18 protein-coding genes are annotated in these 19,472 nt (G+C 37.2%); 5 read left to right on the top strand and 13 right to left on the bottom strand.

Translation table 11 applies throughout. From position 1 onward, the window contains the following. Positions 1-3: 3 nt before the first annotated feature. The 5 genes from HCU67_RS11385 to HCU67_RS11365 are packed head-to-tail and all read right to left on the bottom strand — an operon-like array spanning position 4 to position 5,058. Positions 4-1,290, bottom strand: coding sequence for an exonuclease domain-containing protein (locus tag HCU67_RS11385; RefSeq protein WP_168552741.1), 1,287 nt, complete (start codon positions 1,288-1,290; stop codon positions 4-6). A gap of 19 nt (positions 1,291-1,309) precedes the next feature. Then, positions 1,310-1,969, bottom strand: a complete 660-nt coding sequence (locus HCU67_RS11380) for a YggS family pyridoxal phosphate-dependent enzyme (RefSeq protein ID WP_168552740.1) — start codon at positions 1,967-1,969, stop codon at positions 1,310-1,312. A 6-nt stretch (positions 1,970-1,975) separates the two neighbouring features. Further along, positions 1,976-3,205 carry a DUF1015 domain-containing protein gene (locus tag HCU67_RS11375; protein WP_168552739.1) on the bottom strand — a complete coding sequence of 410 codons (1,230 nt, stop codon included), beginning with the start codon at positions 3,203-3,205 and terminating at the stop codon, positions 1,976-1,978. 1 nt (position 3,206) lies between these two features. Beyond that, positions 3,207-4,094 carry a 3-hydroxyacyl-CoA dehydrogenase family protein gene (locus tag HCU67_RS11370; protein ID WP_168552738.1) on the bottom strand — a complete coding sequence of 296 codons (888 nt, stop codon included), beginning with the start codon at positions 4,092-4,094 and terminating at the stop codon, positions 3,207-3,209. Position 4,095: 1 nt separating this feature from the next. Further along, positions 4,096-5,058, bottom strand: a complete 963-nt coding sequence (locus HCU67_RS11365; RefSeq protein ID WP_168553498.1) for a Gfo/Idh/MocA family protein — start codon at positions 5,056-5,058, stop codon at positions 4,096-4,098. Positions 5,059-5,156: 98 nt separating this feature from the next. On the opposite strand from HCU67_RS11365, the gene HCU67_RS11360 reads away from it, so the two are divergent. After that, positions 5,157-5,798: a protein-L-isoaspartate(D-aspartate) O-methyltransferase gene (locus HCU67_RS11360; RefSeq protein ID WP_168552737.1), complete on the top strand. Its 642-nt coding sequence runs from the start codon at positions 5,157-5,159 to the stop codon at positions 5,796-5,798. On the opposite strand, the gene smpB is transcribed toward HCU67_RS11360, so the two are convergent. Continuing rightward, entirely contained in the window at positions 5,795-6,256 is a 462-nt protein-coding gene (gene smpB, locus HCU67_RS11355) for an SsrA-binding protein SmpB (protein ID WP_168552736.1), read from the bottom strand. The genes HCU67_RS11360 and smpB overlap by 4 nt on opposite strands. 76 nt (positions 6,257-6,332) lie before the next feature. Here smpB and HCU67_RS11350 point away from each other — a divergent pair, with 76 nt between their 5' ends. Beyond that, on the top strand, positions 6,333-7,070 hold the full coding sequence (locus HCU67_RS11350) for a DUF6503 family protein (RefSeq protein ID WP_168552735.1): 738 nt from the start codon (positions 6,333-6,335) through the stop codon (positions 7,068-7,070). 4 nt (positions 7,071-7,074) lie between these two features. Here HCU67_RS11350 and HCU67_RS11345 read toward each other — a convergent pair whose 3' ends face one another. Beyond that, entirely contained in the window at positions 7,075-7,620 is a 546-nt protein-coding gene (locus HCU67_RS11345; RefSeq protein ID WP_168552734.1) for a phosphoglycerate mutase family protein, read from the bottom strand. 58 nt (positions 7,621-7,678) lie between these two features. On the opposite strand from HCU67_RS11345, the gene HCU67_RS11340 reads away from it, so the two are divergent. Continuing rightward, positions 7,679-9,256, top strand: coding sequence for a PorP/SprF family type IX secretion system membrane protein (locus HCU67_RS11340; RefSeq protein WP_168552733.1), 1,578 nt, complete (start codon positions 7,679-7,681; stop codon positions 9,254-9,256). A 10-nt stretch (positions 9,257-9,266) separates the two neighbouring features. On the opposite strand, the gene HCU67_RS11335 is transcribed toward HCU67_RS11340, so the two are convergent. Beyond that, a complete protein-coding gene (locus HCU67_RS11335) occupies positions 9,267-9,866 on the bottom strand; it encodes a TetR/AcrR family transcriptional regulator (protein WP_168552732.1) in 600 nt (199 codons plus the stop codon). 75 nt (positions 9,867-9,941) lie between these two features. After that, a complete protein-coding gene (gene clpB / locus HCU67_RS11330) occupies positions 9,942-12,542 on the bottom strand; it encodes an ATP-dependent chaperone ClpB (RefSeq protein ID WP_168552731.1) in 2,601 nt (866 codons plus the stop codon). Between the two features lie 141 nt (positions 12,543-12,683). Between clpB and ytxJ the strand changes: the two genes are divergently transcribed. Continuing rightward, the gene (gene ytxJ, locus HCU67_RS11325) at positions 12,684-13,076 is read left to right on the top strand and encodes a bacillithiol system redox-active protein YtxJ (RefSeq protein ID WP_168552730.1); all 393 of its coding nucleotides are present in this window, start codon (positions 12,684-12,686) and stop codon (positions 13,074-13,076) included. 47 nt (positions 13,077-13,123) lie between these two features. Here the strand turns inward: ytxJ and HCU67_RS11320 are convergent, their stop codons facing one another. Continuing rightward, positions 13,124-14,308 carry a hypothetical protein gene (locus HCU67_RS11320; RefSeq protein ID WP_168552729.1) on the bottom strand — a complete coding sequence of 395 codons (1,185 nt, stop codon included), beginning with the start codon at positions 14,306-14,308 and terminating at the stop codon, positions 13,124-13,126. Between the two features lie 222 nt (positions 14,309-14,530). On the opposite strand from HCU67_RS11320, the gene glyA reads away from it, so the two are divergent. Further along, complete coding sequence (gene glyA, locus HCU67_RS11315) at positions 14,531-15,802, top strand: serine hydroxymethyltransferase (protein ID WP_168552728.1); 1,272 nt, start codon at positions 14,531-14,533, stop codon at positions 15,800-15,802. A 10-nt stretch (positions 15,803-15,812) separates the two neighbouring features. Here glyA and HCU67_RS11310 read toward each other — a convergent pair whose 3' ends face one another. From HCU67_RS11310 to HCU67_RS11300, 3 genes are all read right to left on the bottom strand, one after another. After that, positions 15,813-16,484, bottom strand: a complete 672-nt coding sequence (locus tag HCU67_RS11310; RefSeq protein WP_168552727.1) for a hypothetical protein — start codon at positions 16,482-16,484, stop codon at positions 15,813-15,815. A gap of 190 nt (positions 16,485-16,674) precedes the next feature. Beyond that, positions 16,675-17,343 (bottom strand): response regulator, encoded by a 669-nt coding sequence (locus tag HCU67_RS11305; RefSeq protein ID WP_168552726.1) that lies wholly within the window; start codon positions 17,341-17,343, stop codon positions 16,675-16,677. After that, positions 17,343-19,445, bottom strand: a complete 2,103-nt coding sequence (locus tag HCU67_RS11300; RefSeq protein ID WP_168552725.1) for an ATP-binding protein — start codon at positions 19,443-19,445, stop codon at positions 17,343-17,345. Before HCU67_RS11300 ends, HCU67_RS11305 begins: the two co-directional genes overlap by 1 nt. Positions 19,446-19,472 lie beyond the last annotated feature (27 nt).

The raw sequence follows: 19,472 nt of genomic DNA, 5'->3' as shown, positions 1-19,472 counted from the left end.
TTGTTAATTCGTGTCTTGAATCATTTTCAATCGATTCTGTTTTCTTAAAAAAGATTCTACAATATAAGTGCTTTCATCTGAATCCTCTATTGGTGTCGCAATTTTATGAAGTACTTCAGGGCTATTCACTTGATGATTTAATTCTGTAAAGGCATAGCCCTTAACTTGCCCATGCTTTATTAAGATGGCACTTTGTTCTCCTAATTCACGACCTCTATCCAAGAGTATTAAATTCCGATTATTGATACTGTATTTTTCGAAAAGGGAGAGGATTTTTTGATTATGAAGCTCTACGGATTCTTCTTGCTCCAAATCATACTCTGAAGTTAATTTTCGCAAAAAATCCCTACTGGACTTGAGACTAGTGAAACTGCTGAGACGCTCAGATTGGCCATTTTTAGGTTCAGATTTTAGGAGATACTTTCCATGCTCATCGGTTTTTTTATAGATACCATAGGTAAAGCCCTTCGAACCTGATTTGTTGTATTGAGGTTTATTTTTTTTAATCTCATGTTGTTCTTTCAGTAATGCAATCAATTCACTACCGGTCTTTTCAAACGTTACTTTTTTCGTTTCTTTTTGAAGTTTTCTTGCCAAATCACCAACGTTGGTAAAATGTTGATTGACCCTTTTTTTAACGTTCTTGGTTTTGCCAATAAAAATAATCTCACCTCTCTTATCATGCATATAATAAACCCCGGTTTCACTTGGCAAGCTTTCAACGATATCTAGTTGTACCTGTGAAAGTTCCCCCAAGGTCTCTGCCCTTATAACCTCTTTAATTATTTTTTTATCTGAGTCTTTGGTTAAAAGCAATTTAAACAACTTTAATGTGGCTATGGCATCTCCATTTGCACGATGCCGGTCGCTAACTGGAATGCCCAATGAACGCACTAATTTTCCTAAACTATGAGATTCTGCATCAGGCATTAATTGTTTGGATAAATCAACCGTACACAACGTTTTACGCTGGTAGTCATAACCAAGGCGTCTAAATTCAGTCCTTAGAATGCGATAATCAAACTGGGCGTTATGGGCAACTAAAGTTACATCTTCTGTAATCTCTATTATTCTTTTAGCGACTTCATGGAATTTGGGAGCCGTTCTGAGCATCTTGTTGTTTATTCCAGTCAATTTTGAAACAAATGGCTGAATTTCACGCTCAGGATTTATAAGGCTAATGAATTTGTCCGTTACAGAGTGTCCATCGAAGCGGTGTATGGCAATTTCCATGATTCCTTCTTCATTGTATTTACCTCCTGTACTTTCAATGTCTAAAACTGCGTACACCTTAATAAATTTGTGACAATCATTGGTAATTTCTCGCCCCAAAGATACTACTTCCAATACGCACCATAGTGCTTCCTTCTTCCATGGCCAGTTGATAATCTCCACTCATACCCATCGAGAGAATTGAAATTTGAGGCAATTTTTTACTTAGGTCTTCAAAACACAATTTTAGAAATTTAAATTCTTTACGAATTTGATCGGTATTATTTGTAAAAGTTGCCATGCCCATCAACCCTCTAATTTCTATATACTGCATGGCTTGGAATTCGTCTGACGCAATTAAGTCGTTTAATTCTTCTTGATCTAAACCAAATTTTGTGTCCTCCTCTGCAATGTGCATTTGTAGTAAGCAACCTATTTTTCTGTTATGTTTCGCACCATTCTTATTAATTTCTTTAAGTAATCTTAAACTGTCAACACCGTGAACTAAATCAACAAATTCAGCCATATACTTGACCTTATTCCGTTGTAAATGTCCAATCATATGCCATTGAATATCTTTGGGTAATTGCTCCCATTTCTTTACCATTTCTTGCACCTTGTTTTCACCAAATATGCGTTGCCCTGCATTATAGGCTTCCATGATATCATCAATAGGTTTGGTCTTTGAAACGGCCACTAATGTGACTTCCTTCGCTAAGGAGGATTTTATTGAGCGGAGATTTTCCTGGATTGACATACGTTATCAAATTTCATAAATGGTTAGGCCACTTCTAAGCTTTGGTTCGATATAGGTGCTTTTTGGCGGCATTACAAGACCTTCATCTGCAATTGCTTTTATCTCTTCAATTGAAATTGGAGCAGTGCTGAACCCAACTTTATATGGGCCGTTATCGATTGATTCTTTTAGTTCCAATAAATCTGCTTTTCCTTGACTATATGAAATTCGTTTATCCCGAGTTAGATCCTCAATACCTAAAATTGGCTTCAATATGGTTTTATAAAGAATGTAGGTGTCAAGTCGACTGAGTGCATCTTCGAACTGAATGATGTTTTTTCTGAGTTGGAGTATATAGAACTCATCCTCCAAATACATCGTGAATTGATGCTTTGATTTCGGAAGTACACCCATATACTTTTTATGCTCAATAAGAAAGAACTCATCTAGGCGAACCAAAAATTCTTGTTTTGTAAGGCCATTTAGGTCAGAGAGCATACGGTTGAAACCAGATATTTTTATCTCTGATTCAGGAATCAGGTAGCTCAAAAAATATTGTTTAGAATTTGAATTACCGCTTTTTTGATGTTCCAGTTCTTTTAGTAATAATTCGCTTGAAGCGCTTCTATGATGCCCGTCGGCAATATACAACTCTTGAATTTCGTCGAAGGCCATCTCTAATTTCTGAATACTTTCGATGCTGGAAACTTTCCACATGGTATGTTTAAATCCGTCAGTTGTGGTAAAATCATAAGCAGGAGTGTGCTTAATTTCTCTATTTAAGACCTGTCTGATTGCAGTCTTATCTTCATAAGTCATGAGCACTGGTTCGGCATTAAATCCTACTGTATTCAAATAATCCTTAAAAAGGGAGACTCTTTTCTCAATGGTATCCTCATGTTTCTTAATGATATTCTTTCTATAATCTTCGATACTGGTTATACAGAATAGGCCTAGACTGCTAAAATCATTCTTACTTATTTGATACAGGTAAAAACAAGGCTCTAAATCTCGGATAAGTGTTGATTCTTCTAAAAATTCCAGGTACCTGTTTCGCACCAACTTAAAACGTTCCTCACCACTGGAATTTCGGTGATACTTAAACCCAGGATTGATTATATGTAAAAAGGAGTAGGGATTGTACGCCAAAACAGCCTTTAATTCCTTTTTATCATACTCTTCATAGGACCTTGAAGCTACGAAAGAAACTTTGTCTGGTGCAGGCCGAATAGCCTTAAAGGGCTTAATACTAGCCATTTTAAGAAAATTGTGAAGCTACCTTTTCAGCTTTTCGGCTTTCTGAATAATCATAAAAGCCTTCCCCAGATTTAACCCCTAGTTTTCTTGCTGTAACCATATTCACCAATAATGGGCAAGGAGCATATTTCGGATTTTTAAAGCCGTCATGCATAACGTTCAAAATTGATAAACATACATCTAAGCCAATAAAATCTGCAAGCTGTAACGGTCCCATTGGATGGGCCATTCCCAATTTCATTACTGTATCTATTTCTTCAACTCCGGCCACGCCATTGAACAAACTCTCAATAGCTTCATTAATCATGGGCATTAATATCCTATTGGCGATGAATCCTGGGTAATCATTTACCTCTGTTGGCACTTTTCCCAATTGCCTTGAAAGATCCATAATTGTTCGAGTAACTTCTTCAGAGGTATTGTAGCCCCTAATGATTTCAACTAGTTTCATGATTGGAACCGGATTCATAAAATGCATGCCAATCACTTTTTCTGCGCGATTGGTTTGTGCTGCTATTTGAGTTATGGAAATTGAAGAGGTATTAGTTGCAAGTATTGTATCACTTGGGCATATTTCATCTAGTTCTTTGAAAATTTTAAGTTTTAAGGCGATATTCTCTGTTGCCGCTTCAACCACCAATTCAACGTCTTTTACTCCATTTTCAATTTTATGGAAAGTAGTTAGGTTATTCAAGGTGTTTTCCTTGTCGGAAACTGTAATCTTTTCCCTTGAAAGCATTCTATCCAAGTTTTTTGTAATGGTCGCCAAGCCTTTATTCAAGGCTTCTTCAGAAATATCAATCAAATTAACCTTAAAACCATTTTGCGCAAAGACATGGGCAATTCCATTACCCATTGTTCCCGCACCAATTACAGCAATATATTTCATTTTAGTTAAAATCTTCAATTATTTTTAAAGCTACACGCAATGCCTCTGTTCCTTGTTCTAAACTAACAATAGGTTCTGTTTGATTTACAATAGCGTCAGCAAAGGTCTCGAGCTCGTCTAAAATGGCATTGTTGGGATTTATTTCAGGATTTTCAAAATAAATCTGCTTTTTTTCCCCTTCTGCATTTTGCAAAATCATGTCAAAATCCCCTGGTTGTTTAGGCGCATCTTTCATACGAACAACCTCCACTGCTTTTTCTAAAAAATCGACCGCGATATATGCATCCTGCTGAAAGAATCTTGACTTTCTCATATTCTTCAATGAAATACGGCTCGCCGTCAAATTCGCTACACATCCATTTTCAAACTCCAATCTGGCATTTGCTATATCGGGCGACTTACTGATTACCGAGACACCGCTGGCATTGATGCTTTTCACATTTGAATTGACTACACTCAGTATTACATCAATATCATGTATCATCAAATCCAAAACCACAGGGACGTCAGTACCTCTTGGGTTGAATTCAGCTAAGCGATGTGTCTCAATGAACATTGGATTCTTTATGTTATTCTTGACCGCTATAAATGCTGGATTGAAACGCTCCACATGCCCTACTTGTCCTTTGATATTATGCTTGTTTTTAAGTCGAATTAGTTCTTCGGCTTCATCTAAAGTCTTTGTTATGGGTTTTTCAATGAAAATGTGCTTACCTTTTTCAATCGCCTTTTTCGCAACATCAAAATGTGATAGGGTAGGGGTCACGATATCAATGACATCCGTCTTTTCAATTAAGTCATTGATATTGTCAAATGAGGTATACCCGAATTCATCTCCCACATTTTTTGCTAAAATTTGGTCGGGGTCATGGAATCCAACAAGCTCATATTTATCTGATTGTTCGAGTAATCTAAGATGAATTTTACCAAGATGACCGGCGCCTAAAACACCTGCTTTGAGCATAGGTTTTATTTTTTTCAAAAATACGGATATGAGTATAAATAAAGGTCTGCTCAAATGGTAACTTCAAAGCAATGTTTTTAAATTCGCACTGAAATAATATGCAAGACTTACCGAGACACCGGGGAAAACGAAACCAGCTCGCCAATGAGGTTGCTCAAAAGGGTATTACCGATTCTACGGTGCTTGAAGCAATTCGAACTGTACCACGCCATCTTTTTTTGGATAGTAGCTTCGAGGATCATGCCTATCAAGACAAGGCGTTTCCTATAGGTGCTGAACAAACCATTTCCCAACCTTACACGGTGGCCTTCCAAACAGAGTTATTGGATATAAAACCAGGTGATAAGATTTTGGAAATAGGTACTGGAAGTGGTTATCAAACTGCCATCTTACTGTATTTAAAGGCTAAAGTGTATACTATTGAGCGACAAAGTGAACTGTTCAAGAAAACAAGACTCTTTTTTAAAAAGATGGGCTATCGTCCCAAGAAAATGGTTTTTGGAGATGGTTATAAGGGATTACCCGAAGATGCCCAGTTTGATGGTATAATCGTAACTGCTGGTGCTCCAGAGGTGCCTAAGGCTCTTTTATCCCAGTTAAAAATTGGAGGACGTCTTGTAATCCCTATTGGAACGAATACCCAAATTATGACAATTTATGTGAGAGCTTCGGAAAAAGAATTTAAAAAACAGGAGTTGGGTAGTTTCAGATTTGTACCGCTTTTAGGAAATAAGAATTAATTATTGAAAGCCTTTTTTATCCTAGAGAGGTTTCGTTTATTGTCCCTGTCCTTTATAGTTTCCCGTTTGTCATACTGTTTTTTTCCCCTTGCAAGGGCAATGTTCATTTTAGCCAACCCTCCGTCGTTAACAAATAAATTTAAGGGAACAATCGTCAGGCCAGAAGTGTTGACTTCTTTGTTCAGTTTTTTCAGTTCTTTCTTATTCAATAATAATTTACGTTCAGCTTTTGGGCTGTGATTGTAGTGACCTCCGTGACTATATGGGTCAATTTGCATATTGATAATGTATAGTTCTCCTCGGTCATTGAATTCGCAGAAACTTTGAGAAATAGACGCTTTACCTAATCTTATTGACTTTATTTCAGTTCCAGAAAGAACAATTCCAGCTTGATACCTGTCCAGAACTTCGTAATCAAATGTGGCCCGCTTATTTTTTATGTTGATATTCTTCTGCATGGCCTGCAAAATTAAGCTAAACACTCTAAATTGTAAGTTTGTCCGGAATAATCCGATTTAGAACAAAACGTTTTTGATGAAAGTTTATCTTACCCTTTTTGTTGCAATTAGTATTATTTCGTGTAAAAACGAGGTTAAAAGTGTTCCTAGCGCACAACAGTTTGTTGATGAAGCTATTACGGTTTCGGGAGGCGAAAACTACAAGAACAAACAAACGTCTTTTTTATTTAGGGGTATGCGTTACCGGTATTCGTATGAGTCAGGCAAGCCCAGACTAGAGCGTGAACAACAAGATGATGATTTGGTGATAATTGACATTTTATACAATAACGTTTTAAAAAGGTATGTAAACGATAGCTTAATCACAGTGCCGGACAGCATGGCGGTTAAGTATGCAAATTCAGTTAATTCGGTTCATTATTTTTCTAGGTTGCCTTACGGATTAAACGACCAAGCAGTGCGGAAAAAGTTTTTAGGGGAAGTAGTAATTGCTAATAAGACTTATGACAAGGTTAGAATAACGTTTTCTGAAGAAAACGGAGGAGAAGATTTTGAAGATGTTTTCCTTTATTGGTTTAACAAGGAAACCCAAAAGCCTGATTTTTTAGCTTATGAATATCAAACCGAAGGCGGGGGTCAACGTTTTCGTAAAGCCTTTAATGAAAGGTATGTCAATGGTATCCGGTTTGTGGATTATTTGAATTTTAAACCCAAGGTCAAAGGGACCAATTTTGAAAAAATCGATAGTCTTTACGTGAATGATGGGTTAGAACTGCTCTCAGAAATTAAACTGGAGGAGATAGAGGTGAGATAGACCGTCAATCTAAATTAAGTCTAGTGCTGGTAGCTTTCTTATCAATTAGTGTTACTACAAAGAGACTTCCGTAGTCATTTTCATCCATTTGGGCGTAAACATCGGAACCTAATAAGTAATTTACCATTTCTGGAGTTGTATTGCTGTGCCCCACAAACAAAATTTGCTTTCCCTTATAAACCGACAACAAGGAATCGTAAGGAATTTCAGGATAGTTTAATCGCTCAACTGGAAGATTTTTTGAAACTGCAATTGGTTTGGCAGTATTTCTAGTTCTCTTGTAATTAGTACTAAATATGGCATCCAAATCAATAAATTCAAATATACCTGCCCACTTATTCGACCTTTCAATTCCGACATTCGTTAAATCAGGATTTCTATCATTCTTATTGGCCGTTTCTTTTTCAGCATGCCTTATAAAGTAAAATGTAGTTGCAAGCCCTTCTTGCCTATTTTCCATATCTTGCATTGTGTTTTGACACCAATTCCCCCAAAACAATAAGGAAGCAAAAAGAACATATTTAGTTAAAGCAACAGGAATTTTAATCATAATTATTTGGTTTAAAACGATTTGTCAAGACTTTGTATGGGCGTCTAATTTTAAAAATATGTATAAATTCATATTTAAGGCTGTTTTATTTTTCTTTTCAATCGGATTGAGCGCTCAGACCATATTACTGGATGATTTGCGCCAACATAACCTTAGCAATATAAATTCAAGCTTGCTAAATCCAACTTTCTCGCTAGACAGGAATAATCCTCGCTCTTTATCCGTCTGGACCCGATGGCAGTGGCAAGCACCTGATGGAGATCCTACAACCCTTTTTTTTAATTATACCCAAGGACTTGGTCCTCAAGCAGCAGGAGGAATTGGTTTCTTTCAAAATAATACAGGGGCGTTTCAATTGACAGGTGGAATTCTTAATTTTTCATTTGCGATACCGCTTGATGAAACGGGACAATCCAATTTGTTTTTTGGTTCTAATGTTAGTTTTTTTCAACAGAAGGTCGTTGACAACACGCTAACTGATACTTTGGAAGATAGTTTTGTTGGACAATTTGCCCCTGGAATTCGCGTACAGGTTGGTTCGTTTAACTTGGGATTTACCGTTGAAAATGCATTGAATTTTGATTTTTCTGATAGTCAAAGAGAAGAAACAGGTCGGGTTTTCGGGAGCTTAATGTCCTATGACTTTCCAATTACTCTATTCGGGGCAGACAGTTATTTGAGGCCGCAGGCGTATGTTCGTTCTTTTCCAGAGGCCGATTTACAATATGGGTTAGTGAGTTTATTACAGCATCCAAAATTTTGGGTTCAAGGGGGATACAATAATTTTTATGGAATTTCCGGAGGGGCTGGTGTCACCTTATTTCAGAATTTCTCAATTGGAGGCCTTGTTGAGTTCGGAATAGATGATGTGGCTAGCGAAGCTGACCCAACATTTGAATTGGTCGCTACATATCATTTTGGCAAACAACAATTTTCTCCCCAAGAGGCACAAAATGAGACCGATTTAGAAGAGGAACCCGAGGAAGGAAATACAGAAGAACAATTAGAAGAAGAGAAATTGTCTCCTGAAGAACCTAAGCTTTCAAGAAGGGAACAAAGGCGCTTGGAACGTGAACAACGTGAAGAAGCGAAAAGGCTGGCCGAGGTTGCAAGAGATTCCATTCAGAGGGCTCAAGAGGCAAAAAGGTGGGAAGAGTGGAATAAGGCCACAAACGATTCCTTAGCAAGGGTTGAAGAAGCCAAGCAACTTGCTGAAGCAGAAAAACTTGAACAACTACGTCAAACTAAAGAAGACTCAATTAGAAAGGTTCGCCAGGAAGAGATAAGAAAGGAAATTGAGAAGGCTAAGCAAGATAGCATTGCGAGAGTTGAGGCACAACAATTAGAAGAGAAACCCGAACCAAATGAACGATATCAAGAAGTTTCTTCTGCTGAGGGTCTGGAGCCTGGTTATTATTTGATTGCCAATGTATTTGGAACGCAACGCTATTTTGAAAACTTCATGGTTACACTCCGTAATCGAGGATTGGAGCCAAAATCATTTTATCGAAGTGTGAATAAATTCAATTATGTTTATTTAGAAAGGTATAGTACCCTTGGAGAAGCTAGGGCTGCTCGCAATAGCAATTTTGGCGGTAGGTATTCTGGGGAGTTATGGGTTTTCAGAGTTAAATAAAGTACGTGTTTTAATGCTGACTGAACTCTTGCCCAATTAATTGTTCTAAGTACGCAATCGTATTGAGCAGGTATTTTCTGTCCCCCGTTATATCATTCATGGCGATTGCTCCATTTAAAAAAGTAAACAGTTGTTTAGCAAATTGCAAAGGTGCTACGGGGAGCCTTATTTCCCCAAAATTGACACCATTTTCCAGAACAAAGGCGATTTTACCTTCAATCTCCTTTACAGTTTCTTTACAAGCTGCTGCCAGCTTATCATTATTGCCCTGCGAATCCACTCCAAAATTTAATATTGGACAGCCACCAAGTGGTTCAATAAATTGATCATACTCGCGATAAAAATTTATCAAATTGAAAATTCGAACTTTCGAATCTCCCTCCACACCAAGCTTTTCATCGATTTTGTCCAGTAAAATCGTTCGTAGATGTTGAAAAGAAATAAGTGCAAGAGATTCTTTATTCTCAAAATTCCCGTAGATGGCACCCTTGGTGAGACCAGTTGCTTCTGTTAGATGACTTAAACTGGTTCCAACATAACCATGCTTGTTGAATATGGGGGCTACGGTCTCAATAATATACTGAGAGGTGCGCTCTGCCTTGGTAGTCATTTCGGTTGGTTTGAAGGACTAAATATATGAAAAGATACCGTAGGGTATTAAAAAAGACCCCTTTAGGGGCCTTCTTTATTCCACAAGCTGGGATTGATTTCTAAATACTAAGGTTTCATTAAATGAATCCAAAAGAATGATGCTTTCATTTTTTACGGTTCCTTTTAGCAATTTTTTTGACAAAAGATTGAGAACCTCCTTCTGAATCAGTCTTTTTATGGGTCTGGCCCCATATTGAGGGTCAAATCCCTTATTGGACAAATAGTCCACTGCTTCTTCGGTTGCCTCAAGGGTAATATGTTGTTTCATCAATAATTTCTTCAACTGTTCTAGTTGTAATTTTACGATAGCTTTAATATCTGAATTTGAAAGTGGGGTAAACATAATTATATCATCAATCCGATTCAAAAACTCAGGACGTATTGTCTTTCGCAATAAACCAAGTACTTCAACCCGTGATGCTTCTGTTGCACTATCCAAATCATCCAATGTTTCAAATTTTTCCTGGATAATATGGCTGCCCATATTACTGGTCATGATGATTATGGCATTTTTAAAATCGGCAACACGTCCTTTATTGTCTGTTAGTCTACCTTCATCCAAAACTTGTAAAAGAACGTTGAATGTATCTGGATGGGCTTTTTCAATTTCATCCAATAAAATAACGGAATATGGCCTTCTTCTTACCGCTTCGGTCAATTGACCACCTTCCTCATAACCAACATAACCTGGAGGAGCCCCAACCAACCTACTAACCGAATGCCTTTCTTGGTATTCACTCATGTCAATACGCGTAATAGCATTTTCATCATCAAAAAGATATGACGCCAACGTTTTTGCAAGCTCCGTCTTTCCCACACCTGTAGTGCCCAAGAACAAGAAGGAACCAATTGGCTTTTTCTCATCTTGAAGACCGGTTCTACTTCTTCTTATGGCATCAGCCACGGCTTGTATGGCTTCATTTTGGCCAATGACACGTTCATGCAACACTGATTCCAGGTTCAACAATTTTTCCCTTTCGCTTTGGAGCATTTTAGTGACCGGAATACCGGTCCATTTTGCTACAACTTCTGCAATGTCTTCGTTGGAAACCTCTTCCTTAATTAGTGTATTTCCCTTTTGTTGCTCTTGCAGCTGGGTATTGAGTTTTTCCAATTCATCTTGGGCGTCTTTTATTTTGCCATAGCGCAGCTCTGCAACTAATCCATAATCACCATTACGCTCCGCACGTTCTGCTTCAATTTTGAAGTTTTCAATGTTTTGCTTGGTTTTTTGAATGTTATCAACAACAGATTTTTCACTTTCCCATTGTGCGAAGATTTCGTTGCGTTCTTCTTTTAGATTCGCTAATTCAAGATTTAAGGACTTAAGTTTTTCATCATCCTTTTCACGTTTGATGGCTTCAATCTCAATCTCCAGCTGCATTATTTTTCTGTCCAAAACATCCAATTCCTCTGGTTTAGAGTTGATTTCCATGCGAAGCTTTGAGGCTGCTTCGTCAATTAAGTCAATTGCCTTGTCCGGTAAAAATCGATTGGTAATGTACCGTTGTGATAATTCAACTGCTGCGATAACCGCTTCATCCTTGATTCTTACTTTGTGATGTGCTTCATATTTTTCTTTAATACCCCTAAGAATTGAAATGGCACTTTCAGTATCGGGTTCATCAACCAATACTTTTTGGAATCTACGTTCTAATGCCTTGTCCTTTTCAAAATATTTTTGGTATTCATCCAAAGTGGTTGCCCCAATTGCACGAAGTTCCCCACGAGCCAAAGCAGGTTTGAGAATATTAGCAGCGTCCATTGCACCTTGGCCGCCACCAGCACCAACAAGTGTATGTATTTCATCAATAAAAAGTACGATGTCACCATCGGAAGTGGTAACTTCTTTGATTACTGATTTTAATCGCTCTTCAAACTCCCCTTTATATTTTGCGCCAGCAATTAGCGCCCCCATATCTAAAGAATAGAGTGTCTTTTCTTTTAGGTTTTCAGGTACGTCTCCCTGAACTATTCTATGGGCCAATCCTTCGGCTATTGCCGTTTTACCCACGCCCGGTTCGCCGACCAGCATTGGGTTGTTTTTCGTTCTTCGTGAAAGTATTTGTAAAACTCTCCGAATCTCCTCATCCCTACCAATTACGGGGTCAAGTTTACCTGAATCTGCAAGATTGTTCAGATTTTTAGCGTATTTCTCCAATGAATTATACGTGTCTTCAGCACCTTGCGAAGTCACTTTTCCGCCTTTTCTAAGTTCTTCAATAGCAGCTAAAAGTGCCGATTCTTTTATGTTTTGGTCCTTTAGGATTTTTGCGATTTTACTTTTGGACTTAACTATTGCCAAAAGAATATGTTCAATGGAAACATAGTCATCGCCCATTTTTTTTGAAGTAACAGCTGCTTGGTTCAGAGTATTGCCAGCTTCTCGTGAAAACATGAGGTCGCCACCGGAAACCTTGGGAAAACTCTGTAATTCTCGCTCCAATACTTGAAGTAATAAATTGAGGTCAACTCCTATTTTTTTTAATAAAAAAGGAAGAACGTTTTCGTCAACCTCGGCAATTGCTTTAAATAGATGTTCATTTTCTACTTGCTGGTGCTCATGGCCCATAGCAATTTGCTGTGCTTGCTGCAAAGCCTCCTGTGATTTTATAGTGAAGTTATTCGGATTCATATATTCTTTTTCCAATTGTGTTCAATAATCTTACCATTCCAAAGAGAGTGTCAAAATGGCCGTAATTGATTGATTTTGAGTGCCAATTAGTCAGCATGAAATGTATTGTTCTATATTCCGACATACCATTAAATTTGCATTATGGCTTTATTCGGAAAACTATTCGGTGGTGGTGAACAATCTAGAAAACCTGAAAAGAAGTTACCTTGGAAACCCCTGACTTCATTGGAACAATTGGAGGAGATCTTGGTTAATTCAAAAGACAAACCACAACTTATTTTTAAACATTCAACTACCTGTGGTATTAGTGGAATGGTTTTACGAATGATAACTAGTTCTTGGGAGCTTGATGCCGATACTTCAGACTTGTACTTTCTCGATTTACATGCATACCGGGAAGTTTCAAATGAAGCAGCAATAAAATTTCAGGTAATACACCAATCCCCGCAATTAATAATCGTAAGCAATGGTCAAACAACCTTCCATACCTCCCATGGTGCCATAACAGATGTGGATATCAATAAATATTTATAAAAAAAGCCCCAAATAAAGGGGCTTTATAAGTATTACAAATATGGTCTTTAATTGAAACCGTGTCTTCTAACGATTTCTGATAATCTGTTTTTCAAGTCTTCACCAGCGTCGTAGACCATTTGTTCATTGCTTGGAAATTGAATCGCAACCAGGTCCAACAAACCAATTAAATCATCGTCAAGTGCTCTTCTGTCACCACTATGTCTGGCATAAACATGTTCGAATACAAATTGACTGGAAATTGGATAGGAATTGATGTCCTGCTTAGTTTGCAAGTCTCTGAAAGTGATTTGGGCACCAACTTGCGCTGTCTTCAATTGCGTAAATTGATAAAAGCTGCATTTGACTTTTTTGAATTTATCTACTTTGATATCATTTCCAAGGCTATCTTTCGCCACATTTCCATTTTCATCAAGCACATATTCGAATCCATCTTTGATTAATTTTTCCTTAACCAGTTGTTTTTCTTGTACCTGTTCTGGAGATATGTTAATTCGCTCAAAATCCAATTCCATTTCATAATCATACCTAAAATCTTTGATGGGATTTGTATGATATTGTGTCCAAAAGTTATTTACACCAAATGCATTAAAGTCCAATAATTCTTCCTCTAATCGTGATGGTAATATTTGTTCTGTATTATTATTCAGTTTTACCTTGACATAATCCAAACCGTTCTTATATGATGTTTCCATTAATTCCACAACATCATAAGCGCCGGGATTAATCTCTTCTAGATAATGCAAATCTTCATAAGCACGTCTAAAATCAAGCTTCGTAACCGCATTTTCGATGGTGTTGTTGGCACTTTCAAAGAGATACTTTGAGAGTTCATTCTTAGCCGAAACAATTTGATGGTCATAGTTTCTCAATGTAAAATTAGCTTGTCTACTCTCATCGTAAACAGGCAATGGTAATAGTGGACTGATTCGATTTTGTAAATCTTTTAGTCCAGTGTAACTTTCATATATCTGGCGATAACCTGCATGATTGCCATCATTCTGTAAAAAGTTGATGTTGTTCAACTCTCTTTCAGTGTGTTTGGCAAAAGCTTCTTCAAGCATCAAAACGTATTGTTGATTTCCTTTCTTCGTTTTATTCTTAGAAAGGTTATCAATGGCCCTATTCATGGCTGTCAAATAATTTCCAGTATTAAGGGCTTGCTGGGTTTTCTTTACACCGCTACACGATGCTAAAACCGCTAAAACAATTAGGAGTAGAGATTTTTTCATGATGTTATGGTTTTATGATTTGGGTTATGGAGTTCAAGCAACGTGCCAAAATCCATTTTCATAAGAACGCTATAAGTTGAAAGAACGTATAATATCGATGAAATGCACTTTTAGTCTAAAAATATGAGTGTTGAAAACTGCCTAAAAAGTTCTTTTAAAACCTTTCAGGCCGAGTATTAATTTGTTCTGTCTCTTTGTATTTTTACCACTTAAAATTTTAAAATGAAAAGAGACCAGCATCTATTTGATTTAATCAAGAAGGAAGAGAGTAGGCAAATCAGGGGAATCGAATTAATTGCTTCTGAAAATTTTACGAGCCCTCAAGTAATGGAGGCTGCTGGCTCAGTTTTGACCAATAAGTATGCTGAGGGATATCCTGGTAAGCGTTATTATGGAGGTTGTGAAGTTGTTGATCAGGTAGAACAACTAGCTATTGATAGGGCCAAGGAACTTTTTGGTGCTTCTTACGCCAATGTTCAGCCTCATTCAGGGTCACAGGCCAATGCTTCAGTCTATCACGCATGTTTACAACCGGGCGATACCATCTTGGGCTTTGATTTATCACACGGAGGGCATTTAACGCATGGTTCGCCAGTGAACTTTTCAGGCAGGCTTTACAACCCTGTTTTTTATGGTGTGGAAGAGGAATCAGGCATGTTGAATTACGATAACATTCTTGAGATAGCGGCTAAGGAAAAACCCAAAATGATAATTGCTGGGGCATCAGCGTATTCGCGTGATATGGATTTTAAGCGCTTTCGGGAGATTGCAGATGAGGTAGGTGCCTTATTGCTAGCTGATATATCACACCCCGCAGGTCTTATTGCCAAAGGAGTGCTAAGTGATCCGATACCACATTGCCATGTAGTGACTACCACAACCCATAAAACCTTGCGTGGACCTCGCGGGGGATTAATCATGATGGGTGAGAATTTTGAGAACCCATTCGGAATTAAATTGAAAAATGGAAATTTGAGAAAAATGTCAGGACTTTTCGATTTGGCAGTTTTCCCAGGTAATCAGGGTGGGCCACTTGAACATGTTATTGCTGCTAAAGCTGTGGCCTTCGGAGAAGCTTTAGAAGACGACTTTTTGGAATATATAGTGCAGGTAAAGAAAAATGCTGTGGCAATGGCAAAGGCATTTGTTGATTTAGACTACAAAGTGATTTCTGGCGGTACTGATAATCACATGATGCTAATTGATTTACGTAACAAGAACATTACAGGCAAAGACGCCGAAAAGGTTCTTGAACATGCAGATATTACGGCTAACAAGAACATGGTGCCTTTTGATGATCAATCACCATTCATCACCTCAGGAATTCGATTCGGAACTGCTGCAATTACCACTCGAGGGCTCAAGGAAGGGGATATGGAGCAAATTGTAGGATATATTGATGAGGTAATCAATAATCATGAAAATCAAAAAACTGTAGCCGCTATAAAAGAGAAGGTCAACCAACTAATGGTCGACCGTCCTTTATTTAATTAGCAAAATATGCCTAAGCTATCAAGTGAAAGTCTCCTGAAATGACCTTTTTGGATCCATAATCGTAGACCATCATTTTTGAGGAAGAATCAAAATACAATCCCCAATATTTAAAGTAGTCTTCTGGTCCTCTATTGCTTTCACAATGAGTAGGCAACATGCCATTGGAACTTTTTTCTTCGAATACTGGTACGAATATCTCGTATGGCATTTCAGTTAAACCAAGTGTTATATGAACAAAATTGCTGCATATAGAATCCATTATTGTTGCAAGTTGTTCAACTATGCTCATACAATACAGACGTTCAACAACAATGGATGTATCACTGAGATGAATGGATAATTCCTTCAAATCAAATTTTGTGTAGTTGATTTCAATTAAGTATTCAAAATACTCTTGAAATTGACAAACGGACTTTTTATTGTGCTTTCCTTCTCCTTTTTTAAAGGAACCCCAATTCCCATTATTTAGGTGAAAAAGACTTTCGGTTAAACTGAAATTACAATTTAAATCAATGATTAAATCAAATCGGTCGTGTTCTTCTACATAGATGGTTTCAATAGATGATTCTGCGAAAAAATCACGTTCCAATATTTTTTGAAATGTTTCTAAACCAACAGCCTCAGGTTTTCTAGACCCATCGCTTACCCCGTTTTCGAAATGGATTTTGTTTTTATTTGACATAGACTATTTTCTGGTACTCAAGTAAAATTAGAATGAATTTTTCATCAACGGCAGTAGAAAAACCATATTTATTCTAGGGAATTTCCCCAAAACCATCATTTTTTTCTTAAAAAAATGTTAAATTCGATGAAATGCAGGGTTGAAATGTCGGTTATAAAAGGTGAACTGTTCTAAAGTAAAGGTGAGCAGTTTATATAAAACCCCTGTTTTTCGCTGCCAAGATTAATGCCAAATCGTTTTCTTTTTCTGTACCAAAAAGTGATTTCAAATGTCTTTTTCTATTTTCAATTGAAGAAGAAGAAAGCTTAATATATTTCTCTAAATCTTTGGTCTTGGTACCTTTTGCCAAATGAAATAGAATCTTTTTGTCATTTTCGTCCAAAGAAATGTTGTTCGCCATTTTTTTTCTAATGGCGCTTAGCGCTTTTGAAGAATAGAATGGGGGATTTTTGACAACGGTTCGTATGGCTTCTTCTAAAGTCCGTGGGTCAATATCGGATTTTACCATATACCCGTCTGGATCTACCGACCTTAAAATGCTATTAATGCGATAGTTGTCACCAAAGGAGGACATAAAAATAATTTTAGTATCAGGCACCAGTGTTCGCGCTAACTTGCCCAAGTCTTCTCCACTATACGGTTTTTCTTCATTTGGAGGATATAGCTGAACATCCAATAACAAAACATCATATTTGAATGATGTTGAGGACTCTTCAATTTTTTGTCTACCGGTTTCATAATCGTTTGCCGTATCGACTATAATGTTGTAGTCTTCGAAAATGAGTCTTTCAAGAATGAATTTATAACCGAGCATTATCATTTCATGATCATCAACTGCAAGTATTCTCAGTGTTTTCATCAGGTCTGTAGTTTAAAGTTGGTAGTCAATTTTTTTTTACGTGTTCCAGCAATATTTTCTTTTGAAAAATCTAAAGGAACTTTAATGTTTACCGATGTCCCTTTGCCTTTTATGCTCTCAACATCTAAGCTTCCATTTATCTTTTTTGTGCGGGATACGATATTTTTTAGCCCAATACCCTTTTTGGTTTTGTTTGTACGATAACCTATACCATCATCCTTTATTTGAATATAAAGATTTTGATTCGATTTTTTCAGTTCAACGTAGATATTTTGGCAATTGGCATGCTTAATACAATTTTGTAAGGCCTCTTGAATTATCCGATAGATGTTAATCTTGGAATTTCCATCTACCATATCCCAATCAATCGAGGTGTCAAAATTCGGAAGCACTTTTGCCTTTCCGGCTTTTTCGGATGTTTGAATCAAATCGTGTAAGGCTGATATAAAGTTATCCACTTTTTTATACGATTCTTTATTAAGCTCATGGGAAATCAGCCTAATCTCTTCTTCCAGTTCTTGCAATTTCTCGATAAGTTCAGCCCTTTGCGCTATAGCTTCATCGTCATTACGTTCGTTAAGTCCACTAAGAATTAACCGTATGCCCAGCATTTGGCCTAAAACACCATCGTGTAATTCTTCTGAGATTCGGCGCTGCTCAAATTTTTTCCCCTCTTCTACTTTACCTTTTTGGGAAAGCATAAGGTTATAAATCTCTTGATTACTCTCTTGTTGGGTTTTTTCGAACCTTAATTTCTCGTTGCTAATTCGTTGGGTGATTATAGTGATTACCCCGATACCCAATAACAAAAGCCCTAAGGCGATTCCAGCTAAAAGTTCGCGTTGTTTTGAAAGCTTGGCATTTTGTGACTCTATTTCGTCTGATTCAAACTGGATTCTAGCAAATTTTTCTTGCGTGTTTCGTTCTTCCAGAGTCAGTCGTTCATTTAATTCATAAGAGGCTTTGGCGTACTGACTGCTTCCGCTGAAATCATTTTCTGCTAAAAATTTGAGAACTTCAAGCAGACGGCCATTATTTTCACTTGCTTCGGCCAATTCTTTGGCTATAACTGCTTTTTCAAAAGCGACCTCTTTTTTGCCAAGTGCTAAATAGGTTCTGGCATAGTAATGATTGATCATTGCCAATTCATAATTCAATTCTACATTATTGGCTAAATCATAGGCCTTATCCAAATCATTTAAGATTTCACTTTCAGAAAAGGTGCCAAGCCTTAATTTGGCCTCGGCTCTACTCGCTAAAGCTTTGATAAGGGTGGTAGGTCTCAAAGACTTTATTTCAGATTCTTTTAATAAAAGTTCGTCATATAATTCCAAGGCTCTATTCTCTTTATTTGCTCTTAAATAGGCGCTGGCAATGTTGTTAGCGTTGATGATTCCATACAACCTTCTCTTTTGCTCATCTTCGATTTCTGGAATAAACCCTTTTGCTATTATATGATATTCCAATGTTTCATTGAGTTTATTCAAGCCATTTTGGGTAATTGCTAAAAGATTGTGTACCAAAAACATATATTGGGCCTCAGCCTTAACACTAAACCATTTCAAGGCCTCAATGGAGTTTTTTTCAGCGCCAACATAATCATTGGTTTTTTCCTGCATAGACGCCATATGGTAAAGTAATAAGCCTACTTCATGAGTATTGACAATAGGTTTAAATGATGTTACTTCTTTATACCCTTGATAGTAGTAGTAATATGCGCTATCTTTTTGTGAGTTCTTTTTCTGATAGTCGCCAAGGGCAATATAGGCAGCGCTCAACTTTTCTATCGAAACCTCTCTGGCACTTTGTTTTATTTGTTCTTCTATGAAGCTTCTAAATTTCTTGTCTTGGCCTAATTCCAAATAAGCAGAAGAGAAAATATTGATACACGTTTCTTCTAAAGTCTTAGTATGACCTAAACAATGACTAACCTTATTATCTAATAATTTGATTTTATCTGGTGAATCTATGTTGGGATTTTTTAAAAGATCCTGAATGGAATCACAACATGATGGTTTATCGGTCTTTTCTTCTGTTTTGTTGGTATGAAGAATTGTGACAATAGACAAACAAGTGTAAAGAAGTAAAAAAGCTCCCTTCATAGCGCAGTTTCTTCCCGTCTCCCAGCA

The sequence above is a fragment of the Croceivirga thetidis genome (assembly GCF_012272815.1).
Lineage (GTDB): Bacteria > Bacteroidota > Bacteroidia > Flavobacteriales > Flavobacteriaceae > Croceivirga > Croceivirga thetidis.
Note: the sequence above shows the minus strand (reverse complement) of the source record. Positions and strands in the feature narration are given on the sequence as shown.